The sequence below is a fragment of the Streptomyces sp. A1136 genome (assembly GCF_004795055.1).
Lineage (GTDB): Bacteria > Actinomycetota > Actinomycetes > Streptomycetales > Streptomycetaceae > Streptomyces.
In genome coordinates this window covers 41,198-66,351 of the sequence record NZ_SSBJ01000010.1, presented here as the reverse complement: position 1 = coordinate 66,351, position 25,154 = coordinate 41,198, and the positions used below count along the sequence as shown (strand labels likewise).

The following is a 25,154-nucleotide window of genomic DNA, read 5'->3' as shown; positions in this document are numbered from 1 at the left end:
GGCGGTGTCATGACCGAGCTGTTCGGGCTCTCTCCGACTGATCTCGGAGTCTCGGGACTCCTCGTCCTCGTCGTCCTTCTCATCCTCACCGGCCGGCTCGTCCCACGGTCGACCTTGCTCGACATGCGGGAGGAGCGGGACACCTGGCGGGCCGCACATACGGAGTCTGAGGCAGCCCGCCAGGCCGAGCGCGAGCAGGTCACCGAGCTGCTCGAACTGTCCCGCACGGCCGGGCACGTCCTGACCTCCCTTCCGCGGGCGAAGGAGGTGGACTCAGATGGTGCGTTGGCTGCGATGCCTGATCGGCAGGGGTAGGCGGACGGCGGGGCAGCGCAGCGCCGAGGGCGCACTCGCGCGGGCGCAGAACGCGCGATGCCAGGCCGAGGCCCGCCGGCCGGAGGTCGAGGCCGCGGCGAGCATGCTGCGCCGGGCCCGCCTGGAGAACCACTTCGCGGAGCGCATCTCCGCGGCTTTGAGAGGGGGCACGTGATGCTGCGTGACCTGGGCGTGGATGAGTGGGTGAACACGATTGCGTCCGCAGTCGCCTTCCTTGCCTGCACTGCTTTCGCTGGCGTCTACCACCACCGGGCGCCCTGGTGGCGGTCGGATGTCGGCCGGAATCTTATGGGCTTCGCCGGGGCGGTCGGCGCCCTGTGCCTGTACACCGTGCTCATCACCCTCTGGCCCGTCGGCTGCACGGCGGCCCTACTCCGGAGCGTCCGCACCCTCGTGCTGCTGACCATCGCCGGACTCATGATCCAACGGACATGGATGGTCATACGTGCGCAGCACCGCGACCGGTCGGAGGTATGACGATGTCGCTGCCAACACGGATCGTGCACGAGACGTACACCAACCCGGCAACCGGGGAACCCGCCGAGGGCCGAGTCATCCTCACGCCGATTCCGCTGGTGTGGACGGACACGGCCGGTGAGACCATCTACCCAGGCGGCGGCGAGTTCGTCCTGGACTGGGCGGGACAGTGGTCGCACGCCCTCGGGCGTACAGACGCCCCCGGGGTGGAGCCTGCCGAAGGCCGCTACTGGCACTACGAGGAACGTCTGAAGGGTCTGCCCGCGCGCGAGCGGGTGTTCGCGCTTCCCGTGGGTGACGGCGGGCCGATCAGCATCGCGAAACTGGTGGCCGCAGACCCGGGGGCGGCCGTGTACACCCCCGTGGTAGGGCCCCAGGGGCCCCCTGGAGATACGGGTCCTGCGGGCCCACGTGGGGCGGACGGCTCTAACGCCGACGCCGAGGCGTACACCAACGGGGCCATTGCGAGCGAGGTCGCCCGGGCTAACGCCACCTATGAGACGCCGGCCGGGGCGACCGCGAAAGTCGCAGCCCACACCACAGCGTCTGATCCTCACGGTGACCGTGCCGCAGCAGCGAGCGCCCTGGCCTCCCATGGAGCCGCGACGACCAGCGTTCATGGCATCGCCGACACGGCAGTGCTCGAAACGCAAGCCGGCGCCCAGAGCAAGGCGACCGCGGCCTTGACGGCTGCGACCACAGCAGCCTCGTCGGCTCTCGCCGCACACGAGGCCGACACCACGAGCGTGCATGGCATCGCGGACACGGCCGCCCTGGAGACCGCCGCCGGCGCCCAGTTGAAGGTCAACGTGCATAAGGATGCCGTCGACCCGCACGGCGACCGCGCGTGGGCGAATACCCAGTTCTACTCGGCAGCGGCCGGGGACGCGCTCGACGGTTATCTGAACGACGCGATAACCCGCCTTGCCGCGGTCGAGGGTGGCACTGCCTTCCTGGCCGGGCTGAACACCACCGGGGCCGCGCGGGTGATCAACACCGTCCTCAAAGTCGAGGGCGCCAGCGGGACAGTCCGTCACACCCTTAACGGTGCCGCCAACACTGCCGGGTTCTACGGAGCCTCCCCGGTATCTCAGCCGACCGTCACAGGCTCCCGCGCCGATGGCACCGCCCTGAGCAGCGTACTCGCCGCTCTCGGCAATCTCGGGCTGATCACGAACAGCAGCAGCGCCGGCATCGCCGCCCCCTGGCGACAGCGGCACCTTCCCGACCCGGTCACAGCAGACGCGCTCTACGCCGGGGCGGCGCCATCTATCTCCACAGCCCCGACAACCACGCCGACCGCGGGGTACATCAAGTACGCGCCAGCGGGCGTAGCGCTCGCAGGCTCGGACGTCACCGGCCCGTACACCTATGCGGGCGCCGGGAACTTCGCCATCGGGGCCACGTCGCCCGACACCAACTACGTCCTGCCGTTGAGCAAGTACCCGAACACCTACGCCAGCGGGCAAGGGGTCTGGTCCGTCGAGTTCGGGACCGACGCCAAGGACTTCCAGGTCCGTATGAAGTACATCTCGACGGCGACCATGTACCGCCTCAGCATCGACGGTCGCAAGGTCACCGACCTCATGCAGAGCTCCGGCGGCATCACGGCAGGCTCGGGGCACCTGATCACCTTCGACCTTGGCTCGACAGGGCCGCGACGGATCCGGCTCGACTTCGCCACCTTCCCCTTCGGCGGCGTCTACCTACCGCCCGGCGCCACCATGTGGCGCGTGCCGCTGCAAGGCGGGCGCCTCATGAGTTTCACCGACTCCATCGGCGACGGCTCAGCCCAGAACACCGGCGCTGGCTGCGGCACATGGGTCGACCGCGTAGGCCGCTTCCTCGGCAGCACGGACGTGTGGCGCCAAGGCCGCGGCGGCACCGGCTACATCACCGCCGGCTCCTACGCCACCTTCGGCGACCGCGTCAACGCCGACGTCATCGCCTGGAACCCCACACGCCTAATCATCCTCGGCGGATACAACGACAACGGCGGCAGCCAGTCCGCGATCTCCACCGCTGCGACCAGCCTGTACTCGGCAATCAAGACCGGGCTCCCGTCCTGCGAGGTGTACGTCATCGGCTGCTGGGCCCCCACCGGAAGCCCAGCAGCGTCCATCGTCAACACCGACAACACCCTCAAAGCGGCAGCGGCCGTGGCCGGCTACCCGTTCATCAGCCCAGTCACCGGCTCCGTCTACGACTCCACCGGAGCCCTCGTCACCACCCACGGCCCGTGGATCACCGGCACCGGCCGCGTCGGAGCCACCACCGGCACAGGCAACGCCGACACCTACATCGGCACGGACGCTGTCCATCCCACCGACGCTGGCCACGTCTACCTCGCGCGCCGCATCACAGCAGCGATCCGCGAGCTGATGCCGGCGTAGCACGACGCCCCCACTGCCTTCGGGCGGTGGGGGCGCCTTCGTGCGTTACGAGGCGAGCTCCTTCTTGATCTGCGCGGCCTCGGGGCCCGTGTCCTGCTTCGGCATCGTCCACCGGTACGCCTTCCCCTCCCCGTCGGTGTAGATGAGGGTGCCCCCGGCCTGGACGGTGTCGAGGTCGAACACAGCCCCGTCCAGGACGAATGAGCCTGGCTGAACCGTGCGGCCCGCGTTGAAGGACTCGGCGGTCACGTTGTAGGCCTCCCCGTTGCCTTGGGCGATGGCCTGCCCGTCGGGCGCGATCCAGCTCCAGCCTCCGCCGTCGATGGGCGCGACCTGGTCGGCGGCGACCGCTGTCACCGCGCGCGCCTTGTAGCCGACGAAAGCGAACGTCGCCTTTGTCGGCTTCGTGAAAGTGTTGCCGGTGGAGTAGACGATGTTCGTGGGCGTGATCTCCAGCCGGCCGGTTCCGCCAGCGCCGACCGTCTCGGCAGGCTGCCCGAGCTGGAGCGCGGCGGCCGCGGGGGCCGACTGCGATGGAGTGGTGGCCGGCGTGGAGGAGCTGGGGCGTGGGGCTGGCTTATCCGAGGGCTTCGGGTCGCTCGACGAGCTGCACGCGGTGAGGGTGATCGCGGCGATAGCGAGGATGACGGTGGATCTGACGCGCATGGTCGGCTCCTGAGGTCGCGGGGACGAGGAGACCGTAGCGCCCGGTATGCCAACCAGTGACGGAAGTTGCCGAATTGCGGCTCGCCCCCTCTCAGCCTTCGGGCTGGGAGGGGGCGATTTTGTCGTGTACCGGTACCGTTCAGGTGTCGAGTCTGAACGGGAGCCAGTATGCACTCTCTACCGCACGACCACACCGGCGCGCGCATCAAGCGCTTGCGCCTCGAACGCCACCTCACCCAACAATCCCTGGCGGAGCTGGCGGGGATCTCGGCCAGCCTGCTCACGAAGATCGAACGGGGCGAACGACCCCCGACCCCCTACGCTGCGGCCTGCCTCGCCCGCGCCCTGCGCGTGGACGTAGCCACCATCGTCGGGCAGCCCTTCACGGCCGAGCTGCGCGCCGACCAGCTCGACGTCCTGATAAGGCCCATCCGTGAGGCCTTGGACGTGTACGACCTCGGCGCCGACCCCGAGATCAGTCCCCGCCCGGTCCCGCTCCTCTCCGATGACGCGGAAACCCTCCTCGTCGCGGTGCGCGCCGGCGAGATCAAGCAGGCCGCGAACCTCCTCCCCGCTTTGATCCAGGAAGTCACCACGGCCGCGCACACGGCTCCGTCCGATGAGCTTTGGCGGCTGCTCGCCAGCACCTACCGCAGCGCCTACGACGTGGCCTCCAAGCTGGGTTACGGCGACCTGGCGGCCATCGCCCTGGCCCGCATGGAGTGGGCCGCCGAACGGGCCTCGTCGGCCGCCCTGGGTGGCATGTACCGGTACTTCCGGGCCCTGACCTACTTCCGCGACGGCCAGTACCGCACCGGCCAGCGCCTGACCGCCCTCGGCCTCTCCATCCTGGAACAGGCGGAACCCGGCCAGGAACGCGAGGTCGTCACCGGCCAGCTCCACCTCGGCGCCGCAGTCATGGCGGGCCGCTCGCAGAACGGTGCCCTCGCGGAGGATCACCTGGGCGAGGCCGAGCGAATCGCCGCAACTACGGGCGAGGCTGCCACGCTGCACTACCTCGCGTTCGGACCGACCAACGTGCAGGTGCACCGAGTGTCGGTGCTGGCCGAGCTGGACCAGTACGGGAAGGCGGCGCAGCAGGGCCGAGCGGTGGTCATCCCGCAGGACTGGCCCAAGTCTCGCAAGTCGCATCACTACGCGGAGTTGGCGCGGGCGCAGATGTGGACGGGTGATCTCGAAGCCTCGTTCCAGAACCTGCTGCGGGCGCGTAAGGCGGCGCCGCAGCAGGCGCGGTATCACCAGACGGTCCGGGACACGTACTCGGGCCTGGAGGCGGCTCACCGAATGTTGCCCGATTCGTTCCTGTCGTATGGCTCCTGGCTGGGCGTCTGACCGTACGTCAACCTATGGCCCCAACTGACACAAGTGCGTGTCAGTTGGGGCCTTTTGCTGCCCCCACACTCGTCTCACCACCCGCTGACGACGGTAGGGAGTGACCAGTGACGAGCCCCATCCCCCGAGGCGTGTTGTGCCTCGACACCCCGGATGACCCCCGAATCGACACTGCGGTGGTCTACCAGCCGAGCGCCGATCTCCTTGAGCGCGCGCACGCCGGCTGGCAGCGCTTCACCGGGAGCGGCGAGGACGAGCCCGATGCCTGAGGCGTACGAACACCTCTGGCATCCGCTACTGCGGTGCCCGGTCCGGGATATCGCCTCCGGAACGGAGGGCCAGTTGATGGCCGTGGTGTACGAGGAGGTCGGTCAGGTCCGCGGCGATCCGCAGTACAAACCGATCGCGTACATCCGCATGCCGTCCGGGCGCGAGCTGCCCACGGCCGCCTCGAACATCGAGCCGTTGGCGTGAGCGAGTTCGCCCGCCAGTTCCTGTACGTCGTGATCGTGCTCGGCATCCTCGCCGTGATCGTCGTCGGCACCCACTGACTCCCGGTCCCGCCCGGGATCGGGTTCATCAACCGATGGGAGTCTCATGTCCGCCACCTCCTTTGCGCCTGTCGCCCCGTGGGGCAGCAGCCGGCTCAGCCCCTACACGTCCACCGTGCAGCTCCCGCACGCCTCCGTCACGATCGACCCCGACACCCAGCTCGGAATCCGCCGCGACCGGCACGGCCGAGTGGTCGAGATGGGCCAGCACGGCACCAGCAGCGGCACGGGGACGACGACCTCGACCAGTCCCGACGGGGGTCAGGGGACCGGCGACCAGGGCAGCGACCAGGACAGTCAGCAGGACTGATGCGTACGACCGAGATGGGGCCCGTTCTGGTGGCCACCGAGGCTGACGACGTCACCGCGGACATGGTCATCAGCGAACTCAACCGGCGCGGCGTGCCAGTGGTCAGGTTCAACCCCGCCGACATCGGCGACGGTCTCACGGTCTCGGCTCGGTACGGCGGCCGCCCGACCCCTATGGTCGGGCGGCTGCTCACGCCGTCACGAGATGCCTACCTGGAGCACGTCCGGGCCGTGTACTGGCGCCGGCCAACCTGGCCGACCTTCCCCGACCTCAGCCCCGATGACGCCCGGTTCGCCGCCGCCCAGACGCGGTACGGGCTAGGCGGCATCCTGCACGCCCTCGATCGCCCGCTGTGGGTAAACCACCCACTGAGAAACGCCGAAGCGGACTACAAGCCGCACCAGTTGGCCCTCGCACACCGGCTGAGGTTGGCTATCCCCCAGACCCTCATCACCAACGACCCGAACGAGGCACGCGCGTTCGTCGCCGCTCACCCTGCCGTGATCCACAAGTCGCTGCGCTCGACGTCCTACCAGCGAGACGGCGTCCCCGTGGTGTCGTGGGCGGAGCAGGTCACCGCAGACGAGATCGATGACCGGGTCCGAGTCGTCCCGCACCTCTTCCAGGAGCGGGTGGAGAAGGCGCACGACGTCCGGGTCCTGATCGTGGGCCACCAGGTCTTCGCCGTGCGCATCGAGTCCGATCTCCTGGACTGGCGACGGGACTACTCTGCCCTGACGTACTCGGTCATCAGCCTCCCCACCCCCCTAGAAACAGCTCTATGCGCCTTCCTCGACGCCTTCGACCTCGTGTCCGGGAGCTTTGACCTCGCGGTCGACCGCGCTGGAACGTACTGGTTCCTGGAACTGAACCCGAACGGTCAGTGGGGCTGGCTGGAGGAGAACACTGGGCTCCCTATGGCGGCCGCCTTCGCCGATCTGCTCACTCAAGGAGGAAGCACCCGTGATTGACACCAGCTCCCAGCGGCAGGCACTCGCCGATCGACTCGAAGCCGCCGGCGCAGTCCGGGCGCCCGCATGGCGGAAGGCGGTCGAGGCCGTTCCCCGTGAACAGTTCTTGAGTTCCGGCGTCTTCCTGTCCGCCGGGGTCGGACTCTGGCGACCGGTGACCGCCGCCAGCACGGACCCCGCGGAGTGGGCCGAGATCGCCTACGCCGACGAGTCCCTCGTCACGCAGCTCGACGGGCACCTCACCTCCGACCAGGCCGCGGGCCCGGTGTCAGGCATCCCGACCTCATCCTCCACAGTGCCCCAACTGGTACTGGAGATGATCGAGGAACTGGAGGTCGAAGACGGGCACCGTGTGCTGGAGATCGGCACCGGGACCGGCTACTCCACTGCGCTGATGTGCCACCGCCTGGGTGAGGACAACGTCACCACGATCGAGGTCGATCCGGATGTCGCCGCACGCGCGGACACAGCCCTGGAAGCGATCGGGTACTCCACCTGGACCGTCACCGGGGACGGGCTGCTCGGACTGCCGCGGCGCGCCCCCTACGACAGGGTGATCGCCACCTGCGGTGTTCGACGCATCCCCTACACGTGGGTGCGACAGACACGCCCCGGCGGGATCATCCTCGCCACCATCGGATCACTGCTCACCGGGACCGGCCTCGCCAAGGTCACCGTGAACGACGACGGCACGGCCGAAGGCCGGTTCGTCTCCCACGCCAACTTCATGCAGGCACGCTCCCAAGCCGTCACCCCGATCGCCGGTGACCTGTCGTCCCGCGTGGCGTACCCCAAAACCGAGCGGCACGCCGTTACCGCCCCGACCGACCTCGATGAGCCCATGCCGGCCTTCCTGGCCCACCTGGCTGCCCCAACAGCCCAAGTCCTGCGGGCCCGGACCGGCGACGGCGCGGCCCTCGTCTACCTCTTCGACCCGGACCGCGAGTCATTCGCCGAACTTAAGCAGAACGGCGACGAGTGGGTCGCACGCCAGGGCGGCCCCGTCGCCCTGTGGGACGACGTGGAGCGGGCGCTGTGCGGGTGGCGCGACGCAGGCCAGCCCGGTATCACCGAGGTTCAACTCCGCGTGACAGAGCGCTCCCACAGCTACTGGATCGGCGACTCCACAACCCTTCGATGGCAGCACCCGCTTTACTGACCAGCCGGCCCCGGCCAGCGCTGGAGCACCGCTTGAGCCCGACTCGACTTCGATGCATTGTACAAATTGGCTGGTTCCCTGTAGCCGATTCTCACCGTACGGTGTGCTCATGTCACAGATGAAGCGCCGCTTCCGCTTAGCCTGACTACTCGCGCACCAGATGTGCGAGCGGGACACCAATCGCATCGGCGACGAGGATCAGGGTGTCCAGGAGCGGCGAGGCCTGCCCCTGCTCGATCCGCACATACGAGGCCCGGTCCAGGCCGGCGGCCAGCGCGACACGCTCTTGGGTGAGGTTCCGCTCCAGACGAGCCGCTCGAATCTGCTGGGCGACTCGCCGGCGCCTGGCCAGCACGTGAGCGGGTAAAGACGCGGAGCGGGGCACCGAACCACGCTGACGGGATCACCCTCGAATGTATGTAGGGTGCACCCTACATTGCGTGATCAAGCGAAATCAGGGCACCAGCGCCAAGCCCCCCAAGAACGGCCCTCCCTGCCCTGCCCCCCAGGCGGCGGGAGCGGCTGGCTACGCCCCCGGCGGACGCGTCGGGGGCGTAGCTCTACCTCCACGAGATCGTCACCGCGTCGGGGTCCCAGTACCCGCCGCCCGGCTGCCTACCCGGCCGCGCCCGGTGGACTGTCACCGTCATCAGATACGAGATCACGGCGCGCTGCCGGGACAGGTCGAGGGCATTCCACGCCTCCTCGACGTCTTCCACCCCGACGAGGGCGGCAACTGGGTTCAGTTTCACCGCAGCGGATAGGACCGTTTCGGCGTCAGCGATCCGCCGGCGAGCAGCCTCCGAGGCGAGTTGCCACGAGCGCATGTCCAGCTCTCCCCGCCCCAGGGCGCCCGCCAGGCCGTCCAGGGTCAGCCGCGCTTGCCTCATGTCCTCCTGGGCCCCCCGGACGTCTACCGGGTCCTCTCTGTCGGCCAGTAGATCAGCCGCATCCGGCCGCGAAAGCCGTTCCAGGACGGCGAGCTGCACTAGGTCATCGAGCCGCTCTCGGCGGCGGATGATGTGTTTCTTGGCTCGACATCGGTAGTTCGGCGCGCCCCCCTTGTACTTGGCCCTGTCGCCCTTCGAGTCGGTGGCCGCGTACAGGGTCTCGCCGCATACGCCGCACAGGTAGATGCCTGTCCCCAGCGCCACGCGAGCCCCGCCGGGCCCGCTTCGGCGGCTGGGATCGGTGAGCACTGCCACGACGCTCCGCCAGGTGGGCTCGTCCAGGGCGGCGGGCCAGCGGCCGGGGCCGACTTCAACGCCGCGGTGGATGACGATCCCGGCGTTTCGGGGTCGCAGCAGCATTTTGCGGATCTCGGTGGCTTTCCACTCGCCGCCAGTGCTGGTCACGATGCCCTGGGCCTGCCACTCGCGCTGGAGCGACATGAGCGAGGCGCCGGCGAGGATGCTTCGGGCTGCGTGACGGATGCACTCCATCTCTGCCTCGACGGGGCGGAGGCCGTCGATCTCCCACCCGAATGGGCGACGGCCGCCGAAGTGCTTCCCCATCTGCGCCATCTGGTCTCGGGCACGCTTTTGTCTCTCGACCATGCGTTCGACTTCATAGCGGGCCTGTACGCCGAGCTGTCGGGCGATCATGCGGCCGGTCGCGGTGGCGAGGTCGAGGTGGCCGGCCTTGACTGTCCGGGTTTCGACGCGGCGTGGCTCACAGACGTCGATGTACTCCTCCAGTTCGGCGGGCGAGCGGTGGAGACGGTCGGTGTGCCAGGCGAGGATGCATTCGGCGCCTCCTGCCCGCAGCCCTTCGAGCATCCGAATGTAGTCCGGTCGCGGCTTGCCGGAGTAGGCCGACAGGTCGTTGTCCTCGAATACTTCCACGATGCGGTATTCGACGTCGCGGTTGGTCAACTGTTCGGCCAGGGCGTAGCCGTCCTCGATTTGCCTGTCGCAGGCGAGGCCGGCGCCTTCCCTGTCTGAACTGATGCGCGCGTAGAGGTAGCAGCGGACGACGCGGCGTCCCGCGGCATCCACGATTTGAGGCTCCATGGCGCCATGCTGGCACTTTAAGGCTGTCTTTTGTAGGCCTTTGCTAGATCGAAGCCGGAGCCCCCTTTGGGCACGGAGGCCGGGCTGAGTCCGACCGTGAGCTTCTTCTGCGGCCAGGCGGCGCCGGAGTTGACCACGGCGGCCCGCACCCGGTCCCTGCTCTCGACCAGGGTCTTGTCGGGCAGGCCCACCAGGGTGAAGGCCGCCACGCCGGGTTCCAGGTCGGCCTGGACCTCCACGACCACGCCCTCGACCCCCACCAGGGCCACCGAGCAGGCCCGCGCGAACCCCATCAGGCCGCCCCCCTGACATGCTCCACCACGGGCGCGCCGCGCCGCGGCAGCAGGATTCCGACGAGGTCGATCCGCACTCCGCCCGGCGGCGGCCCTCCGTGATCGGCGAGCCAGCGCCCGGCGAGCCGGCGCAACCGCTCGGCCTTGCCGGCCCGGACGGCGGCCATCGGATGCTCGAACACCGCCTGCCCGGCGGTTCCCGCCCTGCGGGTCTTCACCTCGCACACGACGAGACAGTCCCCGTCCCGCGCGACGATGTCGATCTCCCCGCTCCGGCACCGCCAGTTCCGGGCGATCACCATCATCCCGGACTCGGTGAGCCGCCGTACCGCGAGTTCCTCGCCGTACCGGCCCAATGCCTGCTGCGCCACGCTCTTCGCGTTCATCCGGCACCACCTCCGGCACCGACGATCCCGCGCCCCCGCCCCCCGTGTGGATCTTGGTGGACAACCATGGCGTTGTGGAAAACCCGGTCACCCTCGCGGGTGAGACCGGGTCTTCGGGCGCGTCTCTTCGGGCGGCTCAGCTCCCGGGAAGTTCGAGGTCGCTCTTGTTGAGCTCCTCGATGTTCACGTCCTTGAAGGTCAGCACGCGCACCTGCTTCACGAAGCGGGCCGGACGGTACATGTCCCAGACCCACGCGTCGGCCATGGTGACCTCGAAGAAGACCTCCCCCTGGACCGAGTGCACCTGCATCTCGTAGTCGTTGGTGAGGTAGAAACGGCGTTCCGTCTCGATCACGTACTTGAACAGACCGACGACGTCGCGGTACTCCCGATAGAGCTTCAGCTCCATCTCGGTCTCGTACTTCTCGAGGTCCTCGGCACTCATGGCATGTTCCCCTTCAGCCGTGCGTCCCCCTATTGTGCGCCGGCGCCCCGCGCCCCTAAACGATTTCCGGGGCCAGGACCACCGGCACACCCGGAGGACCGTCGTCGAGCAGCGTACGGAGCAACCCGGCGAGTCTGGTCGGGTACACCGTCTCATGTGCCGAGAGAAGTTCCTCGGAGGTCCACCACCTCGCTCCCGTGACGGTGCGCCGCTCCAGCTCCGTGAAGCCGGTCGTCACGGTCGCGGTGCTGGTCGTGCGGGCGAGGAAGTACCACTCGTCCTGCTCCCAGCGCCGCCCGTCGAAGGGAAAGGCGCAGTACCGCTGCCACAGCACCGGTCCCAGCTCCACGTCCGTGATGCCGGTCTCCTCCGCGAGTTCCCGCAGCGCGGCCTCCGCGCGCGTCTCTTCGCCCTCGACCCCGCCGCCCGGGGTGAACCACCAGTCGTTCGCCGGGTCGTCCGGCTCGAAGCCGTGCAGCAGCAGGATGCGGTCCCGCGGGTCCAGGAGGATGACCCGGGACACCTTGCGGACCTCGTCAGCGGCCATCGCCGCGCTCCCGCCGGCGCCCGCGTCCCAGCACCCGCGTGACGGGCCCGTAGGCGGCCCCCAGCACTACCAGGGCCGCCCCGGCCACGACCGCGGCGAGCTGGAGCCGCAGGGGCCCCGGCTCGGAGATCCCGCCGGGGAGCGCGGCGTACGCGCGGGGTCGCTCCACCATCGACATCGACGGCCATGCCAGCGCGTCCACCCGGGCGCTGACCGCCGAGCGGGCCACCGTGCCCTGCCCGCTCTCCTGGAGGTGGGCCCGGGAGTCCAGCGAGGCCGCCCGGTGGTCCCCGAGCAGGAAGAGGTTGCCCTGGGGGACCTTCACCTCGAAGGTGGTGTCGGAGGCGCCGCCGGGCACCGGGACCGTCGTCGGATCCAGCGGGGTGACATGGGAGTCGTCGAGGTAGGGCTCGTCCAGCTCCTTGCCGTTCACGGTGAGCCTTCCGCCCGCGCCACAGCACTTCACGGTGTCGCCGCCGACCGCGACCACCCGCTTGACCATGGGCGAGTCGCTCCACACCGAGTCGGTGAAGACGACCACGTCACCACGGCGCACCCGGTCGCCGTCGATCCGTTGCGCGAGGACCCGGTCTCCGGGCCGCACGGTCGGCACCATCGAGTCGGTCGGCACCGTGTAGGGCTGGTACGTCAGCGCGCCCCAGACGAAACCGCCGAGGAAGAGCACGAAGCCGATGGCCACGGCGATTCCCGACAAGACGCTGCCGAGACCGCCGCGGCCACCGCCACCACGTATGACCTGTGTACCGCTTGTTCGTGTTCCGCCCATTGCAGCGCCCCCACACTCCGGGATCGTCGACCTGGGCGGCACCCTACCCGGCGGTACGGCTGCCGGCCGGCTTCCGCCTGCGCCACAGGACCACCGGAACCGCGCCGGTGAGCCCCAGGGCCGCCGGCGCGAGGCCGACCGGCGCCAGTCCCGAGGCGTCGAGGCCGAGGGCCGCGGCCTTGGCCTGGTTGCCGATGCCCGGCTGGTCGAAGGTGTCCGGGATCGGGAGGGTGGCCCAGCGGGTGACGGGCCACGCGACGACCACGGCCCGACCGACCACGTCCTTGACCGGCACGAAGCCCTGGGTCGAGTCCTGCATGTGGTAGCGGGAGTCCTGCGAGTTCTGCCGGTGGTCGCCCATCACCCAGATCTTGCCCTTGGGAACGGTGATCGGACCGAACGGGGCGTCGTCGCAAGCGGTGTTGCCGGGGAAGATGTACGGCTCGTCCAGCGGCTTGCCGTTGACGACGACCGGTCCGCCGCGCTTGCACTCGACGGTGTCACCGCCGATGGCGATCGTCCGCTTGATCAGGTCCTTCTCCTCGGCGGACGGCATCAGACCGATCCAGCTGAGGGCCTTCTGCGCGAAGTTCGGCTCCGGAGTGGCCTCGCCGGCGAGCCAGTTGGCGGGGTCGTGGAAGACCACCACCTCACCGCGCTCGGGCTCCGAGCCGAACCACGGGGTCAGCTTGTCCACCAGCACCCGGTCGCCGCGCTGGAGGGTGTTCTGCATCGATTCCGACGGGATCGAGAACGCCTGCACCAGGAAGGTCTTGATCAGCAGGGCCAGCAGCAGGGCGATGCCGACGAGGAGCGGCAGCTCCTTCCAGAACGAGCGTTGGGGGCGTGCCCCGGCACCGCCGTCCTCGGTCTCGCTCTCGACGCCGTCCTCCGGCCGCTCGTCACCCTCGTCGCGTCCGGACCGCGCGCCTACCGCCACATCCCCCACATCCACTCCCTCACTCGGATTCGCCGCCCGCTCCGGTACGGACGCGGGCCCTCCCCTCCCTTAACGAGCGGGAGTTCCCTAAGGCGCGGGAGACCGAGGACACACTATGCGAACCGCGCGGCCCGACGCCGTCCGCCGCGTCCGCGCCGCCCGCGCCGTGCCTGATCGGGCACCGTGCGGAAGGTCGCGGGCTGTTCCAGTTCGCGCCAGTGGCCGTAGGGCCAGGCGATCACCACGGCCCGTCCCACCACTCCGTTCTCGTCGATCGTGCCCTGGAACCCCTCGTCGAGGTGGTAGCGGGAGTCGGCCGAGTTGGCCCGGTGGTCCCCCATCACGAAGAGCCGCCCGCGCGGCACCTTCACCTCGAAACGGATCTCCGACGGGGCGTTGCCCGGGTTCACGTACGGCTCATCCAGCGGCGTCCCGTTGACGGTGATCCGCCCCCGCGCGTCACAGCACGCGACGTCGTCCCCGCCGACGCCGATGACCCGCTTGATCAGGTCCTGCTCGTCCGCCGAGGGCAGCAACCCGATGAAGGTCATGGTCTGTTTGATCTGCTTGACGACGACGGGGTCCTTGGCCGGCCGGGCCGCCTCGCCCCTGAGCCAGCCGCCCGGGTCCTTGAACACGACGACGTCGCCCCGCTCGACCTTGGAGCCGAACCAGGGCGTGAGTTTGTCGACCAGGACCCGGTCGCCGATCCTGATCGTCTGCTCCATGGAGCCCGACGGGATGAAGAAGGCCTGTACGAGGAAGGTCTTCAGGAGCAGGGCGATGCACAGCGCGACCACCACCAGCAGCGGCAGCTCCCCCGCCCTGCGGGTCCGTCTGCGCCGCCGGACCCTGCGTGCCAGCCGGCGCCGCTCGGCCCGGCCGCCCTCGGGCTGGGCCTGTGGCGGCGCCTGCGCCGCTTCGGGCTCCGGCTCCGGCTCGGGGGCCCGCTCAGGGCCCCGCCGTCCTCTCGGCCGCCCCCGGCTACCCATGTCCGCCCCCCGCGCTCCCCGTCGCGCCCAGGCGCGAGAAGGGCCAGCCGATCCAATCGGCCCGCCCGATCACCTTGTCCACCGGCACCATCCCCCCGCCGGGCTCGCCCAAGTGGTCCCGGGAGTCCCGCGACTGTGACCGGTGATCACCCATGACCCACAGGGTCCCAAGCGGTACGACGATGCGGAAGGGCACCTTCGAGGACGTGTCGCCGGGGTACAGGTACGGCTCGTCCACCGGTACCCCGTTGACCCGCATCCGGCCGTTCTCGTCGCACACCACGTCGTCGCCGCCGACGCCCACGACCCGCTTCACGAAGTCCGTGTCGGACGGCTCCGCGAGCCCGAGCACCGAGGCCGCGTCGTGCAGGGCCCCGCCCACCGGATCGCCTTGCGGTCCCTCGGGGACGAAGGAGCCCGTGCCGTCGAAGACGACCACGTCGCCGCGTTTCGGCCGGTCGCCGAAACGGTACGCCAGCTTGTTGACCAGCACCCGGTCCCCGACCCGGAGCGTCGGCTCCATCGACCGGCTCGGGATCAGGAAGGGCTGTACGACGAAGTTGCCGAGCAGCAGCACGAAGACCGTGCAGATCAGCCCCAGCAGTCCCGCCCGACGCCAGGTCAGCCCCCGCCGGACCAACGCACGACGCGGCCGCCCCTCCCCCTCGCCGGGGGAAGAGCGGCCGCGCTGTGTGAGCTCTGCTTCGGTGTCCATCGGGGGGAGCCTATCCGGCCGCCCCCCGGACCCGGAGAGGAGATCAGCGGTCGCGCTTCTCCTTGATCTTCGCGGCCTTGCCGCGGAGCTCACGGAGGAAGTAGAGCTTGGCGCGACGCACGTCACCGCGGGTGACGACCTCGATCTTCTCGAAGATCGGGGAGTTCACCGGGAAGGTGCGCTCGACACCGACGCTGAAGGAGACCTTGCGAACGGTGAAGGTCTCGGAGACGCCAGAGCCCTGGCGACGGATGACAACACCCTTGAACTGCTGGATACGGGAGCGGTTGCCCTCGATGACGCGGACGTGCACGTTGATCGTGTCACCCGGGCGGAAGGCCGGGACGTCGGAGCGGATCGAGGCGGCGTTGACGCCATCGAGCAGGTGAGACATGTTCTTCGTCTGCTTTCTTCGCACGACGCCACAGGCCGTCGGTGCGGATTTCCGTAGAGAATTCGGGAGCTGCGCCCTCTCGCGGACGACGGTCCCCCTGTGGCAGGGGCGTACGCGAGCACACAACAGCCGCCTATTCTTCCACGCCCTGCGGCCTACGCCAAAATCGGCCGTCGGGGGTCGGCTTCCAGCCCAGGAGGCTCAAGATCTCCCGGTCCTTCTTGTCGAAGGCGGAGGCCTCGCAGCGCTCGATCAGGTCGGGGCGGTTGCGCGCCGTCCTGCGGAAGGCCTCGTCCCGCCGCCACCGGGCGATCTTCCCATGGTGCCCACTGAGCAGGACCTCGGGGATGTCCCGGCCGCGCCACCGCGGCGGCTTCGTGTAGACGGGCCCTTCCAGCAGGTTCGCCATCTCGCCCGGGGCGAAGGAGTCGTCCCGGTGCGACTCGGCGTTGCCGAGCACCCCCGGCAGCAGCCGGGCCACCGCCTCGGTGACGACGAGTACGGCCGCCTCGCCGCCCGCCAGGACGTAGTCGCCGATGGACACCTCGTACACCGGCATCCGGGTCGCGTACTCGTCCATCACGCGGCGGTCGATGCCCTCGTAGCGGGCCGGCGTGAAGATCAGCCACGGCCGCTCGGACAGTTCGACGGCCAGTTCCTGGGTGAACGGGCGACCGCTGGGCGTGGGCACGACCAGGACCGGCCCGTGGGCACCGGCCTCGTACCCGTCGGCGAGCGCCGCGTCCAGGGCCTCGCCCCACGGCTCGGTCTTCATGACCATGCCGGGACCCCCGCCGTAGGGGGTGTCGTCGACCGTGTTGTGGCGGTCGTGGGTCCAGTCCCGCAGGTCGTGGACGTGCACGTCGAGCTGTCCGCGCGCCCGCGCCTTCCCGACGAGGGAGACGTTCAGCGGCTCCAGGTACTCGGGGAAGATCGTGACGACGTCGAGACGCATCAGGCGTCGTCCCCGGCGGCCTCGTCCCGGGCGGCTCCGGCGTCACCGGTGGACTCGCCCCCCTCGGCGTCGGCTTCGTCGACGGCGGCCCGTTCCTCGATCAGACCGGGCGGCGGCGTGATGACGCAGCGCTGCTCCTCCAGGTCGATCTCCGCGACGATCTCCTCGACGAACGGGATCATCACCTCGGTGCCGTCGGGCCGCTCCACGATGAACAGGTCCTGCGAGGGCAGGTGGGAGATCTCGGTGATCCGGCCGATCTCCGTACCGTCCTCCAGCACCACGTCCAGGTCCATCAGCTGGTGGTCGTAGTACTCGTCGGGCTCCTCGGGCAGCTCCGTCGGGTCCACTTCCGCGATCAGCAGGGTGTTGCGCAGCGCCTCGGCGCCGGTGCGGTCCTTCACTCCCGCGAAGCGCAGCAGCAGCCGTCCGCTGTGCACCCGCCCCGTCTCGATGGTCAGCGGGCCCGCCGACGCCGGCTCCGTCATGAGCACCGCTCCGGGCGAGAGCCGCAGTTCGGGCTCGTCGGTCCGCACCTCGACGGTGACCTCGCCCTTGATCCCGTGGGCGCGGCCGATCCGCGCGACTACCAGCTGCACTTCTAAGTCTCCTGTTCAGACGACGACGGGCCGGGGCGGGCGCATTCGCCCTCCCCGGCCCGTGCCGGTGGTTCAACTCTTCAGCGGACCTGGTCCACGTCGACGAGGTCGACGCGGATCCCCCGACCGCCGATGGCGCCCACGACGGTACGCAGCGCACGTGCGGTGCGGCCGTTACGGCCGATCACCTTCCCGAGATCGTCCGGGTGGACCCGGACCTCGAGCACCTGTCCGCGGCGCAGGTTGCGCGAGGCGACCTGCACTTCGTCGGGGTTGTCCACAATGCCCTTCACGAGGTGCTCAAGAGCCTCCTCGAGCATGATCAGGCCTCGGTCGACTCGGCGGCGGCCTCAGCCTCGTCCGCCTTCTTGTCGGCCTTCTTCGCCTTCTGGGTGATGGCCTCGCCCTTGCCCTCGCCGATGCCCTCGAGGGCCTTGGCGAACTCGTCGAAGGAGCGACGCTTGCTCTCCTTCGTCTCCGGCTGCAGCAGCGGCGCGGGGGCGGGGAGACCCTTGTGGGCCTGCCAGTCACCGGTCAGCTTCAGGATGGCGAGCACAGCCTCGGTGGGCTGGGCGCCGACGGACAGCCAGTACTGCGCACGCTCGGCGTTGACCTCGATGCGCGACGGGTTGTAGGTCGGCTGGTAGATACCGATCTCCTCGATCGCGCGACCGTCCCGGCGGGTGCGGGCGTCGGCGACGATGATGCGGTAGTGCGGCTGGCGAATCTTGCCGAGACGCTTGAGCTTGATCTTGACTGCCACTGGAGTGGTGTCTCCTGAACTTGACGTGGTTGGGCACATGAGATGCCACGTGGGGTTGCGGTACTCGGGTGCCCGATGGACGCGTCAGCCGGAGGAGAGAGGGGTCCTGTGCGACTGTCGAGTACAGCTAGCCATTGTGCCACACGCCCGCGGCGCGCTCAGCCGGTAGGGGCGGCCCGAAGCACCGGTGGGAGCGGGACGCCGGACACCACGGGCCCGCCACCGCCCGGACGGCAGGGCGACCGCCGTCCGGTTCGCGCCCCCGGGCACCGCGAACCGGCGGCACGACGACCCGCGCGATCGCGGACGCGACTCAGGACGCGGCGGCCGAGACGGCCACCTCGGGGATGCGGAACGGCTTCATGCAGCCACCGCAGACGATGGGCGCCTGGGCCAGGACCGACGGGACGACCCGCACGTTGCGCCCGCAGTCGCAGACCGCCTTGACCCGCACGCCTCCGCCGGAGGAGCCGTGCCGGGCGGCCGGCCCGCGGAAGCTGCGCTTGGTGTCGGCGGCCGTGGCGACCGTGTGCGCCTTGAGGGCGCGCTGCAGCCGCTCCATGGTGGGGCGGTAGCGCTTCTTCGCCTCGGGACTGAGCGAGACCAGGGAGAACCCGCTGCTGGCATGCGGCTCCTCGGAATGGTCCAGCCCCATCTCCTCGGCGATCGCGAGGAATCTGCGGTTGTGGTAGCGGCCGGCCCGCGAGGTGTCGCGGACTCCACGGGCGGCGGCGATGCCGTGGACTGCCTCGTGCAGCAGTCGCTCGAAGGAGAGCTCGGCGCCACAGGCGGACGACGACTCTCCGATCAGGGACTCGGGCGCGGCAAGGTCAGGCAGCTCGGGGTGGTACCGCTGAATATCGGCCCACGCCTGCGCCAGCTCTGCGGCGAGAACAGGTGGTGTCGTGCTCACGTCGTGACAACGAGCCGAGGTGCCCCGGTGTTCCGATTCCGGGCCATTCCAAATTTTTTGCACGTACCAGTCAGTTCAGTCTGATGCGTCCCGACGAGGACGGGTGCGCATATCCCCGGAGGAGTCGGTACGTAACGGGGACCAATGAAAGACCGCCCCGGCGCGCGACAGGAGCCGCACGCCGGGGCGTGTCCGCGATCAGCGGGGCCGATCAGCGGCGCGATCAGTACGAGCGCGCCACGATGGCGAGGGTACCGGGGGCGTCGTCCGCCTCCGGGACGGAGCCGTCCTCGGCGATCAGGCAACGCACGGAGACGGCCTGCTCGGCCAGCTTCGCCTCGCCCTCGGGGCCCAGATCGGCCCACGGGATGCGCGCCCAGCCGCCGGCGACGGCGGCCTCGGCGGCCTCCTCGATCGTCGCGACATCGGAGGTACGGGCCTCACGGCGCTCGCGGGACTCGCGCAGCAGCTGCGCCTGGTCCTCCTCCAGCACCTTGGGCAGCAGGTCGGCCAGCGCGGAGATCTGCACGGCCTCCTTGCCGCCGGGGATGCGGCGGGCCAGCATCGCGGTGCCGTTCTCCAGGTCGCGCGGGCCGATCTCGACGCGCACGGGTACGCCCTTGAGCTCCCAGTCCACGGCGCGGCGCCCGAAGGGGGTGTCCACGCGGTCGTCGACGTGGACCCTGATTCCGGCGGCCTTCAACCGGGCCCCCAGCTCGCGGACCTCGGCCACGGCCTCGTCACCCTTGATCGCCATGACGACGACCTGGACGTGCGCGAGGCGCGGCGGCACCCGCAGGCCGTTGTCGTCGCCGTGGGACATGATCAGGCCGCCGACCATGCGGGTGGAGACGCCCCAGGAGGTCTGCCAGACGAGCTCCTGCTTGCCTTCCTTCGACAGGTACTGCGTGTTGAAGGCCTTGGCGAAGTTGGTGCCCAGCTCGTGGCTGGTGCCGAGCTGGAGGGCCTTGCCGTCGCCCATCATCCCCTCCAGCGTGAGGGTGTTGATGGCGCCGGCGAAGCGCTCCTTGGCCGTCTTGCGACCGAGTACGACGTCGATGCCGAGCACGTTCGTCATGAAGTCGCCGTACACGTCCCGGTGGATGCGCGCCGCGTACTCGCGGGCGTCCTCGTAGGTGGCGTGGGCGGTGTGGCCCTCCTGCCAGAGGAACTCGCTCGTACGGAGGAACACGCGCGGGCGCATCTCCCAGCGGACCACGTTGGCCCACTGGTTGATCAGCAGGGGCAGGTCCCGGTAGCTCTGGACCCACTTGGAGAAGTAGTCGTTGATGATCGTCTCGGAGGTGGGCCGGACGACGACCGGCTCTTCCAGCTCCTTGCCGCCGCCGTGCGTGACGACGGCGAGCTCGGGGGCGAAGCCCTCGACGTGCTCGGCTTCCTTCGTCAGGTAGGACTGCGGGATGAACAGCGGGAAGTACGCGTTCTGGGCGCCCGCGTCCTTGATGCGCGCGTCCATCTCCTGCTGCATCCGCTCCCACAGCCCGTAGCCGTACGGCCGGATGACCATGGTGCCGCGTACCGGACCGTTGTCGGCCAGCTCGGCCTTGTTGATCAGATCCTGGTACCAGCGGGGGAAATCCTCCGCCTGGGGGGTGAGAACGGGTGCCTTTGCCATGGCGCGAATGGTACGGCGCCGGGCGTCGGATGCGTGAATCGGGTGGCGCACTCCTCTGGACGCGGGGGCCGATGGGGAGTTCCCTGGCAACGGGGGCCAGGGGGCGACACGGAATCAGGAGCGCTCTTTCAGATGACATCGACGCCGACGACGACGCTCGTCGCCCGGGACTGGGCGGAGATCCAGGAACGGATGCTGGTACCGCTGTACGAGGCGGTCTACGACCGGCTGGAGGTCGGGCCCGGCGCCCGGCTGCTCGGCCTGGGGTGCGGAGCCGGGCTGGCCCTCCTGCTGGCGCAGCGGCGCGGGGCCGCCGTGACCGGTGTGGAGGCGGACGCGGCGCGGCGCGCGCTGGCCCGGGAACGGCTTTTGGAGGTGCGGCCGGACCCGCCGTCCACCGCGCGGCCGTACGACGTCCTGCTGGCGTTCTCGCCCGGCCGCGAGACCCTGGCCGCCGCCCTTCCGGCGGTCCGCCGGGGTGGGGCGGTGGTCCTGGCGGACTGGGGGCCGGCGGAACGGTGCACGGTCCCCGCGGTGTCGGGCGGCGGCCCCTCGCCGCGGGACCTGGACGCGTTGGTGACGGGAGCGGGGCTGGTACCGGACGGGTCCGGGCGGGTGTTCTGCCCGTTCGGCTACGCGGACGTGGACAGCGCCGTACGGGGCCTGCTCTCGACGGGGCTGTACGAGTCCGCCTCCGACCCGGCCCAGGTGGAGAAGGAGCTGACCGAGGCGCTTCACCCGTACGAGCGGCCGGACGGCTCCGTGTGGCTGCCGAACATCTTCCGCTACGTGATCGCCCGCGTCCGCCGGTCCGCCTAGGGCGTGTCCGGGCCGGTCGGGCCGGGTTCCGTGCCGGGCGGCTGCTTCGACAGGCGCGGGATGCCGGCGGCGGCGTAGGCGGCGGCCTCGTCGAGGGTTTCGGCGGCGAGCAGGGCTTCGGCGAGGTCGTCGAGCTGTGAGCGGTGCTCCCGGAGCAGGCGACAGGCCTCCGCGTAGCACTCGTCGACGATCCGTCGCATCTCGGCGTCGACGGCGTCGAGCGTCGCGGGGGCGGCGGAGAGGCCGTACGCGCCCTGGCCGTCGGACGGGATCGCGGTCAGCCGGCCGACGCGTTCGCTCATGCCCCACCGGCCGACCATGCCCCGGACGAGGTTGGTGACCTGTTCGAGGTCGTTCTCGGCGCCCGTGGTGATCAGGTCGTACACGACGTGTTCGGCCGCCATGCCGCCGAGCGCGCCGATGATGCGCCCGCGCAGGTACTCCTCCGTGTAGGCGTAGCGGTCGGCGTCCGGGGTGGAGAGGGTCACGCCGAGCGCCCGGCCGCGCGGGACGATGGTGATCTTGCGGACCGGGTCGGCGCCGGGCTGGAGCATGCCGAGCAGGGCGTGGCCGCTCTCGTGGTAGGCCGTGCGGCGCCGTTCCTCCGGCGGCATGACGAGCGGGCGTTCGGCGCCGAGCTGGACCTTCTCCAGGGCCTCGGAGAGATCGGCCTGGGTGACCTGCGACTGCCCCCGCTTGACCGCCAGCAGGGCGGCCTCGTTGGCCAGGTTGGCCAGTTCGGCGCCCGTCATGCCCGGTGTCGTGGCGGCGACCCGGCCCAGGTCCACGCCGTCCGCCAGGGGGATCTCGCGGGTGTGGATGCGCAGGATCGCCTCGCGGCCGCTCTTGTCGGGCGGCGAGACCTGCACCAGGCGGTCGAAGCGCCCCGGCCGGGTCAGCGCGGGGTCCAGGACGTCCGCGCGGTTGGTGGCGGCGAGGACGACCACGCCCTCGGAGCCGGAGAAGCCGTCCATCTCGGTGAGGATCTGGTTCAGCGTCTGTTCGCGTTCGTCGTGGCCGCCGATTCCGCCGCCCGCGCCGCGCACCCGTCCGATGGTGTCGATCTCGTCGATGAAGATGATGGCGGGCGCGACCTTGCGCGCCTCGGCGAAGAGTTCTCGGACGCGCGACGCGCCGACGCCGACGATCATCTCGATGAACTCGGAGGCGGAGGCCGAGAAGAAGGGAACCCCGGCCTCTCCGGCGACGGCGCGGGCGAGGAGGGTCTTGCCGGTTCCGGGGAGACCGGCGAGGAGGACCCCGCCGGGCATGCGGGCTCCCATCCTCCGGTACGCCTGCGGGTTCTTCAGGAAGTCGACGACGTCGTCGAGCTCGCCCTGCACCTCGTCGATGCCCGCCACGTCCTCGAAGGTGGTGCGCTTGGCGCCCGCCTCCAGTTCCACCGGTTTCGGCGGCGCCTTGCGGCCCAGACCGCCGAGGCCCCCGCCCATGGCCGACCCCATCCGGCGGGCGATGACCACCCACAAGACGACCAGCAGCAGCATCGGCGCGAGCGAGAGGAGGAGGTTGGCCAGGAAGCTGCGCTGGACGACGACGGGCGAGGCGGTCACCGTCACCTGGTGCTTGGTGAGGTTGGCCCACAGGTCGTCGTCGGCGAAGGCCGGGCGCTGGGTGACGAACTTGGTGTAGTCGCCCTTGCCGCCGTCCGGCTTCGGCGCCTTCGCCTTGAGCTCGCCCTGGATGGCGTCGCCCTTGGAGTAGATCTTCGAGACGTTGCCGGCCGCGACCTGCTTGCTGAACTCGGTGTAGGAGACCGTCGGCTCGTCGCCCTCGTTGAAGAACGACAACACGAGGTTGGCGATCAGGAAGACGATCAGGGCGACGAGGACCAGCCCGCGCCAGCCGCCGGCCATCCTCTTCCTCGGCGGCGGGGTCGGCGGCGCGCCCTCGGAACGCCAGGGGGTGTCGGCCCGGTCGCGGGGCGGTGCGGGGGTGGGGCTGGGCACGGGGCCTCCTTCTGCCGTCCTCCCGGCCGACCATAGGGGAGATACCGGACCATTGCCCCCCGAGAAGCCGCTGGCCGGGAACGACGGAGGGCCCCGGCCGGCTGGTCACTCCGGGCCGGCCAGGGCCCCTCCACACGACGCCACGCGCACCGCGCCGCCGCTACCCGCGAACCGTCGTCACTTCATGAACTTCTTGAACTCGTCCGGAAGGTCGAAGTCCTGGCCGGGCTGCGCCCCGCCCGCGGGCAACCCGAACGGGTTGCCGCCGGCCGCCGGCTCGACGACCTGCGGCCCCTGCTCGCGCCGGGCCGCCGCCGCGGCCTCCTCTTCCCTGCGCTTCATCGGGTTGCCGCTCTTGCGCTTGCCCTTGGCCTGCTTGACCTGCTTCTTCTGCCGGCCGGGGCCGCCACCCATCCCGGGGATGCCGGGCATGCCCGGCATCCCGCCGCCCTGGGCCATGCGGGACATCATCTTGCGGGCGTCGAAGAACCGCTCGACGAGGTTCTTGACGGCGCTGACCTCGACGCCGGAACCCTTGGCGATACGGGCACGGCGCGAGCCGTTGATGATGTGGGGGTCCTGGCGCTCGGCCGGGGTCATCGACTTGATGATCGCGGCCGTGCGGTCGACGTCGCGCTCGTCGATGTTGTTGATCTGGTCCTTGATCTGCCCCATGCCGGGCAGCATGCCGAGCAGCTTGGAGATGGAGCCCATCTTGCGGACCTGCTCCATCTGGGCCAGGAAGTCGTCGAGCGTGAACTCCTTGGGGCCCTTCGCCAGCTTGGCCGCCATCTTCTCGGCCTCGGCCTGCGAGAAGGTCTTCTCGGCCTGCTCGATGAGGGTGAGCATGTCACCCATGTCGAGGATCCGGCCCGCCATGCGGTCGGGGTGGAAGGCGTCGAACTCGTCGAGCTTCTCACCGTTCGAGGCGAACATGATCTGCTTGCCGGTGACGTGCGCGATGGAGAGCGCGGCACCGCCCCGGGCGTCGCCGTCGAGCTTGGAGAGCACGACGCCGTCGAAGCCGACGCCGTCGCGGAAGGCCTCGGCGGTGTTGACCGCGTCCTGGCCGATCATCGCGTCGACGACGAAGAGGATCTCGTCGGGGCTGACGGCGTCGCGGATGTCCGCGGCCTGCCGCATCAGCTCCTGGTCGATGCCGAGGCGACCGGCGGTGTCGACGATGACGATGTCGTACTGCTTGGTGCGGGCGTACTCGATGGAGTCCTTGGCGACCTGGACCGGGTCGCCGACGCCGTTGCCGGGCTGCGGCGCGTAGACGGCCACGCCCGCGCGCTCGGCGACGACGCTGAGCTGGTTGACGGCGTTGGGGCGCTGGAGGTCGCACGCGACGAGGAGCGGGGCGTGGCCCTGCCCCTTGAGCCACAGGCCGAGCTTTCCGGCCAGGGTGGTCTTACCGGCACCCTGGAGGCCGGCGAGCATGATGACGGTGGGCGCGGTCTTGGCGAAGCGCAGGCGCCGGGTCTCGCCACCGAGGATCGAGACGAGCTCGTCGTTGACGATCTTGAGGACCTGCTGGCCGGGGTTCAGGGCCCTGCTGACCTCTTCGCCGCGCGCGCGTTCCTTGACGTTCGCGATGAAGGAACGGACGACGGGGAGCGCGACGTCGGCCTCGAGGAGGGCGATACGGATTTCCCGCGCCGCAGCGTCGATGTCCTGCTCGGAGAGGCGACCTTTGCCCCGGAGGGACTTGAAGGTCGCGCTGAGGCGGTCGGAAAGCGTATCGAACACGGTGGTCGCGATTCCTCGGGTCG

General features: G+C 70.0%; 30 protein-coding genes and 1 pseudogene. 11 read left to right on the top strand and 20 right to left on the bottom strand.

The features are described from left to right. Window positions 1-9: 9 nt before the first annotated feature. From E6R62_RS12140 to E6R62_RS12125, 4 genes are read left to right on the top strand one after another with little or no spacing between them, the layout of a single operon-like run. Complete coding sequence (locus E6R62_RS12140; protein ID WP_136213373.1) at window positions 10-315, top strand: hypothetical protein; 306 nt, start codon at window positions 10-12, stop codon at window positions 313-315. After that, a complete protein-coding gene (locus E6R62_RS12135; RefSeq protein ID WP_136213372.1) occupies window positions 278-490 on the top strand; it encodes a hypothetical protein in 213 nt (70 codons plus the stop codon). The genes E6R62_RS12140 and E6R62_RS12135 overlap by 38 nt, the downstream gene beginning before the upstream one ends. Window positions 491-519: 29 nt before the next feature. After that, a complete protein-coding gene (locus tag E6R62_RS12130) occupies window positions 520-813 on the top strand; it encodes a hypothetical protein (protein ID WP_136213371.1) in 294 nt (97 codons plus the stop codon). A gap of 2 nt (window positions 814-815) precedes the next feature. Beyond that, on the top strand, window positions 816-3,206 hold the full coding sequence (locus E6R62_RS12125) for an SGNH/GDSL hydrolase family protein (protein WP_136213370.1): 2,391 nt from the start codon (window positions 816-818) through the stop codon (window positions 3,204-3,206). Window positions 3,207-3,251: 45 nt separating this feature from the next. Here E6R62_RS12125 and E6R62_RS12120 read toward each other — a convergent pair whose 3' ends face one another. Beyond that, window positions 3,252-3,872, bottom strand: coding sequence for a hypothetical protein (locus E6R62_RS12120; RefSeq protein ID WP_136213369.1), 621 nt, complete (start codon window positions 3,870-3,872; stop codon window positions 3,252-3,254). A 168-nt stretch (window positions 3,873-4,040) separates the two neighbouring features. Between E6R62_RS12120 and E6R62_RS12115 the strand changes: the two genes are divergently transcribed. The 6 genes from E6R62_RS12115 to tgmC all read left to right on the top strand — a co-directional run bounded on the left by E6R62_RS12115 (window position 4,041) and on the right by tgmC (window position 8,216). Then, entirely contained in the window at window positions 4,041-5,225 is a 1,185-nt protein-coding gene (locus tag E6R62_RS12115) for a helix-turn-helix domain-containing protein (RefSeq protein WP_136213368.1), read from the top strand. A 107-nt stretch (window positions 5,226-5,332) separates the two neighbouring features. Next, window positions 5,333-5,494 (top strand): hypothetical protein, encoded by a 162-nt coding sequence (locus E6R62_RS39475; protein ID WP_168714028.1) that lies wholly within the window; start codon window positions 5,333-5,335, stop codon window positions 5,492-5,494. Further along, complete coding sequence (locus E6R62_RS12110; protein WP_136213367.1) at window positions 5,487-5,699, top strand: hypothetical protein; 213 nt, start codon at window positions 5,487-5,489, stop codon at window positions 5,697-5,699. The genes E6R62_RS39475 and E6R62_RS12110 overlap by 8 nt, the downstream gene beginning before the upstream one ends. A gap of 123 nt (window positions 5,700-5,822) precedes the next feature. After that, complete coding sequence (tgmA, locus tag E6R62_RS12105) at window positions 5,823-6,086, top strand: putative ATP-grasp-modified RiPP (protein ID WP_136213366.1); 264 nt, start codon at window positions 5,823-5,825, stop codon at window positions 6,084-6,086. Next, a complete protein-coding gene (gene tgmB / locus E6R62_RS12100) occupies window positions 6,086-7,057 on the top strand; it encodes an ATP-grasp ribosomal peptide maturase (protein WP_136213365.1) in 972 nt (323 codons plus the stop codon). The genes tgmA and tgmB overlap by 1 nt, the downstream gene beginning before the upstream one ends. After that, a complete protein-coding gene (gene tgmC / locus E6R62_RS12095; RefSeq protein WP_136213364.1) occupies window positions 7,050-8,216 on the top strand; it encodes an ATP-grasp peptide maturase system methyltransferase in 1,167 nt (388 codons plus the stop codon). Before tgmB ends, tgmC begins: the two co-directional genes overlap by 8 nt. Before the next feature lie 145 nt (window positions 8,217-8,361). Here tgmC and E6R62_RS12090 read toward each other — a convergent pair whose 3' ends face one another. The 17 genes and pseudogenes from E6R62_RS12090 to proS all read right to left on the bottom strand — a co-directional run bounded on the left by E6R62_RS12090 (window position 8,362) and on the right by proS (window position 20,593). After that, the gene (locus E6R62_RS12090) at window positions 8,362-8,571 is read right to left on the bottom strand and encodes a helix-turn-helix domain-containing protein (RefSeq protein WP_240801622.1); all 210 of its coding nucleotides are present in this window, start codon (window positions 8,569-8,571) and stop codon (window positions 8,362-8,364) included. A 205-nt stretch (window positions 8,572-8,776) separates the two neighbouring features. Then, complete coding sequence (locus tag E6R62_RS12085) at window positions 8,777-10,228, bottom strand: recombinase family protein (RefSeq protein WP_136213362.1); 1,452 nt, start codon at window positions 10,226-10,228, stop codon at window positions 8,777-8,779. A gap of 41 nt (window positions 10,229-10,269) precedes the next feature. After that, window positions 10,270-10,521 (bottom strand): annotated as a pseudogene (locus E6R62_RS12080) (magnesium chelatase domain-containing protein); the annotation flags it as partial. Next, window positions 10,521-10,907, bottom strand: coding sequence for a YraN family protein (locus E6R62_RS12075; RefSeq protein WP_136213361.1), 387 nt, complete (start codon window positions 10,905-10,907; stop codon window positions 10,521-10,523). The gene E6R62_RS12075 and the pseudogene E6R62_RS12080, both read right to left, overlap by 1 nt. Window positions 10,908-11,043: 136 nt before the next feature. Beyond that, window positions 11,044-11,352: a DUF2469 domain-containing protein gene (locus tag E6R62_RS12070; protein WP_006139554.1), complete on the bottom strand. Its 309-nt coding sequence runs from the start codon at window positions 11,350-11,352 to the stop codon at window positions 11,044-11,046. 55 nt (window positions 11,353-11,407) lie between these two features. Further along, a complete protein-coding gene (locus tag E6R62_RS12065) occupies window positions 11,408-11,899 on the bottom strand; it encodes an NUDIX hydrolase (RefSeq protein WP_136213360.1) in 492 nt (163 codons plus the stop codon). Next, window positions 11,889-12,686: a signal peptidase I gene (gene lepB, locus E6R62_RS12060; RefSeq protein ID WP_136213359.1), complete on the bottom strand. Its 798-nt coding sequence runs from the start codon at window positions 12,684-12,686 to the stop codon at window positions 11,889-11,891. The genes E6R62_RS12065 and lepB (E6R62_RS12060) overlap by 11 nt, the downstream gene beginning before the upstream one ends. 43 nt (window positions 12,687-12,729) lie before the next feature. Continuing rightward, window positions 12,730-13,626: a signal peptidase I gene (lepB, locus tag E6R62_RS12055; protein WP_136213507.1), complete on the bottom strand. Its 897-nt coding sequence runs from the start codon at window positions 13,624-13,626 to the stop codon at window positions 12,730-12,732. Window positions 13,627-13,739: 113 nt separating this feature from the next. Then, window positions 13,740-14,618, bottom strand: a complete 879-nt coding sequence (gene lepB / locus E6R62_RS12050; RefSeq protein ID WP_136213358.1) for a signal peptidase I — start codon at window positions 14,616-14,618, stop codon at window positions 13,740-13,742. Beyond that, complete coding sequence (lepB, locus tag E6R62_RS12045) at window positions 14,611-15,333, bottom strand: signal peptidase I (RefSeq protein WP_136213357.1); 723 nt, start codon at window positions 15,331-15,333, stop codon at window positions 14,611-14,613. Before lepB (E6R62_RS12045) ends, lepB (E6R62_RS12050) begins: the two co-directional genes overlap by 8 nt. Window positions 15,334-15,376: 43 nt before the next feature. Further along, window positions 15,377-15,727 carry a 50S ribosomal protein L19 gene (gene rplS, locus E6R62_RS12040; RefSeq protein WP_136213356.1) on the bottom strand — a complete coding sequence of 117 codons (351 nt, stop codon included), beginning with the start codon at window positions 15,725-15,727 and terminating at the stop codon, window positions 15,377-15,379. Between the two features lie 133 nt (window positions 15,728-15,860). Further along, window positions 15,861-16,682 (bottom strand): tRNA (guanosine(37)-N1)-methyltransferase TrmD, encoded by an 822-nt coding sequence (trmD, locus tag E6R62_RS12035; RefSeq protein ID WP_136213355.1) that lies wholly within the window; start codon window positions 16,680-16,682, stop codon window positions 15,861-15,863. Then, window positions 16,682-17,281, bottom strand: a complete 600-nt coding sequence (gene rimM / locus E6R62_RS12030) for a ribosome maturation factor RimM (RefSeq protein ID WP_136213354.1) — start codon at window positions 17,279-17,281, stop codon at window positions 16,682-16,684. Before rimM ends, trmD begins: the two co-directional genes overlap by 1 nt. Before the next feature lie 80 nt (window positions 17,282-17,361). Continuing rightward, on the bottom strand, window positions 17,362-17,601 hold the full coding sequence (locus tag E6R62_RS12025) for an RNA-binding protein (RefSeq protein ID WP_030011889.1): 240 nt from the start codon (window positions 17,599-17,601) through the stop codon (window positions 17,362-17,364). Between the two features lie 2 nt (window positions 17,602-17,603). Then, window positions 17,604-18,044, bottom strand: a complete 441-nt coding sequence (gene rpsP, locus E6R62_RS12020; RefSeq protein WP_136213353.1) for a 30S ribosomal protein S16 — start codon at window positions 18,042-18,044, stop codon at window positions 17,604-17,606. Window positions 18,045-18,357: 313 nt separating this feature from the next. Further along, window positions 18,358-18,957, bottom strand: a complete 600-nt coding sequence (locus E6R62_RS12015) for a hypothetical protein (protein ID WP_136213352.1) — start codon at window positions 18,955-18,957, stop codon at window positions 18,358-18,360. A 223-nt stretch (window positions 18,958-19,180) separates the two neighbouring features. Continuing rightward, window positions 19,181-20,593 (bottom strand): proline--tRNA ligase, encoded by a 1,413-nt coding sequence (proS, locus tag E6R62_RS12010; RefSeq protein ID WP_136213351.1) that lies wholly within the window; start codon window positions 20,591-20,593, stop codon window positions 19,181-19,183. 132 nt (window positions 20,594-20,725) lie between these two features. Here proS and E6R62_RS12005 point away from each other — a divergent pair, with 132 nt between their 5' ends. Then, on the top strand, window positions 20,726-21,412 hold the full coding sequence (locus E6R62_RS12005) for a methyltransferase type 11 (RefSeq protein WP_136213350.1): 687 nt from the start codon (window positions 20,726-20,728) through the stop codon (window positions 21,410-21,412). Here E6R62_RS12005 and ftsH read toward each other — a convergent pair. Then, window positions 21,409-23,379 (bottom strand): ATP-dependent zinc metalloprotease FtsH, encoded by a 1,971-nt coding sequence (ftsH, locus tag E6R62_RS12000; RefSeq protein WP_136213349.1) that lies wholly within the window; start codon window positions 23,377-23,379, stop codon window positions 21,409-21,411. The two genes, E6R62_RS12005 and ftsH, sit on opposite strands and share 4 nt — an antisense overlap. Before the next feature lie 177 nt (window positions 23,380-23,556). Further along, window positions 23,557-25,131, bottom strand: a complete 1,575-nt coding sequence (gene ffh / locus E6R62_RS11995; RefSeq protein ID WP_136213348.1) for a signal recognition particle protein — start codon at window positions 25,129-25,131, stop codon at window positions 23,557-23,559. Window positions 25,132-25,154 lie beyond the last annotated feature (23 nt).